At 72.5% G+C, this 5820-nt stretch carries 6 protein-coding genes; 4 read left to right on the top strand and 2 right to left on the bottom strand.

Annotated features, from left to right (window positions below; genetic code table 11):
* The coding region (locus tag ACFV4N_RS38690; protein ID WP_499677652.1) for a PP2C family protein-serine/threonine phosphatase at positions 1–551 on the top strand (551 nt) is incomplete at its 5' end.
* 79 nt (positions 552–630) lie between these two features.
* Here ACFV4N_RS38690 and ACFV4N_RS38685 read toward each other — a convergent pair.
* Positions 631–852 carry a hypothetical protein gene (locus ACFV4N_RS38685; protein WP_499677651.1) on the bottom strand — a complete coding sequence of 74 codons (222 nt, stop codon included), beginning with the start codon at positions 850–852 and terminating at the stop codon, positions 631–633.
* Between the two features lie 274 nt (positions 853–1126).
* Between ACFV4N_RS38685 and ACFV4N_RS38680 the strand changes: the two genes are divergently transcribed.
* Together ACFV4N_RS38680 and ACFV4N_RS38675 are read left to right on the top strand one after the other, a co-directional pair.
* Entirely contained in the window at positions 1127–1801 is a 675-nt protein-coding gene (locus tag ACFV4N_RS38680) for a helix-turn-helix domain-containing protein (RefSeq protein ID WP_499677650.1), read from the top strand.
* Between the two features lie 110 nt (positions 1802–1911).
* Positions 1912–3444 carry an FAD-binding oxidoreductase gene (locus ACFV4N_RS38675; RefSeq protein ID WP_499677649.1) on the top strand — a complete coding sequence of 511 codons (1533 nt, stop codon included), beginning with the start codon at positions 1912–1914 and terminating at the stop codon, positions 3442–3444.
* Here ACFV4N_RS38675 and ACFV4N_RS38670 read toward each other — a convergent pair.
* Positions 3373–3981 carry a helix-turn-helix transcriptional regulator gene (locus ACFV4N_RS38670; RefSeq protein WP_499677648.1) on the bottom strand — a complete coding sequence of 203 codons (609 nt, stop codon included), beginning with the start codon at positions 3979–3981 and terminating at the stop codon, positions 3373–3375. The two genes, ACFV4N_RS38675 and ACFV4N_RS38670, sit on opposite strands and share 72 nt — an antisense overlap.
* Before the next feature lie 181 nt (positions 3982–4162).
* On the opposite strand from ACFV4N_RS38670, the gene ACFV4N_RS38665 reads away from it, so the two are divergent.
* Positions 4163–5713 (top strand): aminotransferase class III-fold pyridoxal phosphate-dependent enzyme, encoded by a 1551-nt coding sequence (locus tag ACFV4N_RS38665; RefSeq protein ID WP_499677647.1) that lies wholly within the window; start codon positions 4163–4165, stop codon positions 5711–5713.
* Positions 5714–5820: the final 107 nt, after the last annotated feature.

Below are 5820 nucleotides of genomic sequence, written 5' to 3'. Positions count from 1 at the left end.
GTTCGGACGCGGAGGCGTCCACCTCGGACGCGGTGGCGGCGGCGAACGCGGCGGTGGCCGGGTTGGCGCGGCCGGGCGCGGTGGAGGTGGCGCCGTCCTGCACGTTCGTGTCGGCGGTGGTGACCGACGGCGCGGCCACCGTCGGGTGGGTCGGCGACAGCCGCGCCTACCTGGTGGCCGGGTCCGGCGCGGCGCGGCTGACCGTGGACGACACGTGGGCGGCGCAGCTGGTCGCGGAGGGCGTGCTGACCGAGGAGGAGGCGCTGACCGACCGGCGGGCGCACGTGCTGTCGCGCTGGCTGGGCGCCGACGCGGGCGCGGTCGAGCCGCAGGCGGTCACGTTCAAGGTGGAGACGCCGGGGCTGCTGGTGCTGTGCAGCGACGGGTTGTGGAACTACCTGCCGGAGCCGGAGGACCTGTTGGCGGCCGTGCCGCGGGGGGTGCCGCCGGCGGAGGTGGCGCGGGAGCTGGTCGAGGTCGCGCTGGAGGCCGGCGGGCACGACAACATCACGGTGGTGGTCGTCCAGCTGCGGGGTGGGCACGGCTCCTGAGTTCGCCGCCGAGGTGGCTCGTCCCGGCATCGCCGATCACCGTCGTCCAACCGCTGATGACTTTCGCCCGCTCGGCGGATCAGGGAAGCTCTGCGTGATCGGGGGCGGCGCGATCGCCGCGCGCACCCGCAGGGCCCGCGGCGAACCGGCCCGACCGCCCGGCGGAACACCCGCTCGCGCCCGTATCGGCCGCCGACAGACCTAGCGCGGACAGGCAGAGGGCGTACGCGCCGATGATCCACCAGGTCGCGTCGGCAGGGGCGTCGAACGCCTCCCGCACCGGCGGCAGCGCCACGACCACGGCGTTGGCGTCCGGCGAGGCCGTGCACGCCGCCGGGCCGGTGGTAATGACCGGACCCGGGTGGCGGGGCTGCCCGCGACGGGCACGTGAAGGCCCTTCGCGTGTGGTCGTGCTCCTCGACCGGGAAATGCGGACGGGCCGGGCCACGGGGTAGCTCGTTGGACCAACACGAGACCCAACCGGTTACTCCCCGCAACCGGCCTACATCGTTTTGGCCATAACTTAGGTTAGCCTTGGCTTGCAGGTTTAAAACCGCTTGAGGTCAAATTGCGCAATGGACGAAGCCGCTGTGCGCATCGGAGAAGCTGCCGCTCTGTACGGTCTGGCCCCCTCCACCCTGCGTTGGTGGGAGAGGCAGGGCGTCCTCGCCCCGCCCGACCGGGACGGCGGGCAGCGGCAGTACAGCGATTTGGACCTGCGTCGGATCGGCCTGGCCTACCTGTGCTGCGTGACCGGGGGGATGCCGCTGGACGACGCCGCCGTCGTCGCCTCCGGCGGCGCGGGCCTGCAATCCTGGCAGCGGGCGGTGCGCTACCAGGTGGCCCGCCTGAAACAGCAGATGGACAAGCTCAGAGCCGCGCAGGACTACCTCAACAACCTCCTCCAGTGCTCGGACGACGACATCGCCGCGCAGTGCCGCTACCTCGACGTGGAGCTCATCACGCACACCCCGCGCGGCCGGGCGCAGCACGAGGACCTCATCGCCGCCGCGCGCGCCGCCTCCGCCTTCTCCCCCGCCCCGGCCCGCGAATCGTCACGGCCACCCCGTGACGAAACCCGGCCCGCCCTGACCGCCTCCGACGAACCCCTGTGCGAGATCTGCGGGCACCCGGTGGTCCGGATGTCGCGCGGCCGTCCGCGCAAGTACTGCTCCCACGCCTGCCAGCAGCGCGCGTACCGACGCCGCAAGCGGGTGGTGTCGCAACCCGGGCGGCGCAGGCGCGACTGAGGTTGTAGAACCTCCGCCGGTGATCGGCAGGCGGCGGACCTGCGCCGGGGGTGTTGCCTAGGACCTTTGGTGAATTGTCTTGCCGCACAACGGATCGCGATACTCGCCGGGTGAACGGGCGAGCGCAGCAGGACCTCACCACCGGACCGGGCCCCGTCCTGGTGACGCCGGAGGATCCCCGGTACGACCAGTTGACCCGCGGCGAGAACTACCGCTTCGTCGCGAAACCGGACTACGTCCGGCTGGCGCGGACCGCCGCCGAGGTCGAGGAGGCGGTGGCGGACGCGGTGGCGGCGGGCAAGCGCCTCACCGTGCGGTCCGGTGGGCACTGCGGCGAGGACTTCGTCTTCGCCCCCGACGTCGAGGTGATCGTCGACCTGTCGCTGATGGACCACGTCGGGTTCGACCACGACCGCAACGCCTTCGTCATCGAGCCCGGTGCCACGCTGGGCCTGATCTACGGCACGCTGCTGAAGAACTGGGGCGTCACCGTGCCCGGCGGCACGTGCATGTCGGTCGCGGCGGGCGGCCACATCTGCGGCGGCGGCCTCGGGCCGCTGTCCCGGCTGCACGGTCTCGTCGTCGACTACCTGCACGCGGTCGAGGTGGTCGTCGTCGCCGAGGACGGCACGGTCTCAACCGTGGTCGCCACGCGCGACCCGGACGACCCGAACCACGACCTGTGGTGGGGGCACACCGGCGGCGGCGGCGGGAACTTCGGCGTCGTCACGAAGTACTGGCTGCGCGCGCAGGACGTCGACAGCACCGACCCGCGTGACCTGCTGCCCCGCCCGCCGTCCGCGCTGCTGGTGGCCAAGGTCTCCTGGCCGTGGGCCGACCTGACCGAGCCCGCGTTCACGCGCCTGGTGCGGAACTTCCTCACCTGGCACCTGGCCAACAGCGACGTGGGCTCGCCCACCGCCGGCCTCTACGCCTACCTGGAGTGCTTCCACCGCTGCAACGGCAATGTGGTGCTGACCGTGCAGGCGTCCGCCGACATGCCCGACGCGCAGGCGGTGCTGGCGGAGTTCCTGGACGCCGTGGGCTCGGGTGTCGGCGTGACGCCGGAAGTGCGCCGGATCGACCTGCCGTGGCTCGCCGCCGCCTGGTACCTGACCCCGCCGGACAGCGGGCCGAGCGCGATCGGCGTGCGGCGCAAGGTGAAGTCGACGGACCTGCGGGGCCCGCACACGGCCGAGCAGATCGCCACCGTGTACCGGCACCTCACCACCGGGCCGGACCTCACCGGCGTGGGGTACATCGAGTACATGGGCTACGGGTGCGCGGTCAACGCCGTGCCGTCCGACGCCACCGCCCGCGCCGACCGCGACACCCTGGTCAAGACGTTCTTCAACGCGTTCTGGACCGACCCGGCGGACGACGGGGCGCACCTGGACTGGCTGCGCCGGATGTACCGCGACATCCACGCCGACACCGGGGGCGTGCCGGTGCCCAACGAGGTGAACGTCGGTGCGTACATCAACTACGCCGACATCGACCTCGCGGACCCGTCGTGGAACACCTCGGACGTGCCGTGGCACGAGCTGTACTACGGCAAGAGCTACCCGCGCCTACAGCGGGTCAAGGCCGCCTGGGACCCGCGGGACGTGTTTCGCCACACCCTGTCGATCCGGCCCGCCTGACCGCGCCGGTTCGCCCCCCGCGGATCGGCGCGCCCCGCCCGCGGCGCCCGGTCCCGGGACGCGGCCCGCACCGGGAGCGAGGGCCGCGTCCGACTGGTGCCGCGGCAGGGGCACCCGCACCGGTGCGCCGGGCACCAGACCCCGGCGCATCGCGACCACCACGGCCTCGGTGCGGTCGGCCACGCCCAGCTTGCGGTAGATCATGTGCAGGTGCGCCTTCACGGTCTGCTCGGCGATGTGCAGCGTCCGGCTGATGCGGCGGTTGGACAGGCCCTGCGCGAGCAGTTCCAGCACCTCCCCCTGCCGCCCGGTCAGCGCGAGTTTGCGCTGCCCGGCCACCACCTCCTCCGGCGGCGGGCCGGAGCGGACCGGCGGGCGCGGTCGCGCCCGGTGGCGGGGCAGGCCGTCGCGCACGGTGCCGGCCAGGTCGCCCAGCTCCTGCAACCTGACCAGCATCTCCTCGATCGCCGACAGCGCGACCCGTGCTCGGTCCTGCGGTCGAGGTCCGACGGCTCGACCGTGCACGCCGTTGTTCATCTGCGTCCTTCCCCCAGGGTTCACCACTGATCTTCACCTCCACCTTCGCAGTCCCCGACGCGCCGACACCATGGCCGATGGTGGCAGGGGGGTCTAAGCCCCGGGATCTAGTCCCGTTGTCGGCACGCCCTCGCATGGCTGTAATGAAGCCATCCCCGCACCACTCTCCGAAGAGGTGGACATGGCTTCCCCTACAGTCCGGCCGGTTTACGCCGATTCCGCGCTCAACCAGTGGTTGACCGACATGGGCCTCGGCGTGGAGTACGTCCGCGCCGAAGGCGACACGCTCTACCACCTCGCCGAGGACGGCACCGAGATCGCCGTGCTCGACCTGGTGTGCGGGTTCGGCTCGTTGATCTTCGGCCACCACCACCCGGAGATCGTGGCGCACGCGAAAGCCGTGCTGGACGCCGGGTACCCGGTGCACGCCCAGCTCTCCGTCCAGCGCCACGCCGACCGGATCGGCGCCGCGCTGAACCGGATCGTGCAGCGGGAGACCGGTTCCGACGACCGCTACACCGTCGTGTTCGCCAACACCGGCGCCGAGTCGATCGAGATCTGCATGAAGCACGCCGAACTCGAACGGCAGGCGCGCATCTCCGCGATGCACGACGAGGTCTCCGCGCACCTGGCGCTGGCGCGCGAGGAGGTCGCCGCCGGGCGGGCCGTGCTCGCCGACGACCTGCCGTTCGCCGCGGACGGCATCGACGCCGCGGTCCGGGAGGTCGAGCGCCACAACGCCGGGCTGCGCGCCCTGCCCCCGGTCTTCCTGACCCTGGAGGGCGCGTTCCACGGCAAGCTGGTCGGCAGCGTGCAGCTCACCCAGAACGCGCATTGGCGCACCCCGTTCGCCGCGCTCGCCCCCGCGGCCCGGTTCCTCCCCGCGGACCCCGAGCTGGTCGCCAAGAGCGTGGCCGACCTGCGGGAGGAGGCGTACGACGTGGTCGTGCGGGACGGCGTGGCGCGGGTCGTGCCGCGTGACTTCCCCGTCGTGGGCGCGATCTTCGCCGAGCCCGTCCGCGGTGGTGCGGGGATGCGGCCGGTGACCCGCGAGCTGGCCGAGGAGATCGGCAAGCTCGGCGCGGCGCTGGGCTGCCCGGTCGTGGCGGACGAGGTGCAGAGCGGCACCGGGCGCACCGGCGCCTTCCTGGCCAGCTCGCACATGGGGCTGCGCGCCGACTACTACACGCTGGCGAAGAGCATCGGCGGCGGCATCGCGAAGAACTCCGCGGTGCTGATCCGCCAGGACCGCTTCCAGCCGGGCTTCGAGATCATCCACAGCTCGACGTTCGCCAAGGACGGGTTCTCCGGCGCCATCGCGCTGAAGGTGCTGGACATGCTGGAGGCCGACGACGGTGCCGCCTACCGCGAGGCCGCCGCCCTCGGCGAGCGGCTGACCGGAGTGCTCACCGCGGTGCGCGACGACTTCCCCGAGGTGGTCGCCGGCGTCAACGGCATCGGGCTCATGCTGGCCCTGGAGTTCCACGACCAGTCGGGGACCCGGTCCGAGGTCATCCGGCAGCACGCCGAGGGCGGCGTCCTCGGGTACCTCCTGGCCGGGTACCTGTTGCGGGAGCACCGGATCAGGGTGCTGCCCGCCGGTCCGGCGTGGAACTCGGTGCGCCTCGAACCCTCGATCTACCTCACCGGGGACGACATCGCGCGCGTCGACGCCGCGTTGCGGGACCTGTGCGGGATCCTGCGCGACCACGACGGGGATCGCCTGCGGTAAGGGACCCGCGGGGACCGGACGCGGGGGGCCCCGCGGGGGGGGGGGGGGGCGCGCGCGAGCGCCCCTGCGGGGGGGGGCGGGGAGATGTAAAAAAAAAGAAGAACACA

The organism is Actinosynnema sp. NPDC059797 (assembly GCF_042732085.1).
GTDB lineage: Bacteria > Actinomycetota > Actinomycetes > Mycobacteriales > Pseudonocardiaceae > Actinosynnema.
This window is presented reverse-complemented; position numbering and strand designations above follow the sequence as displayed.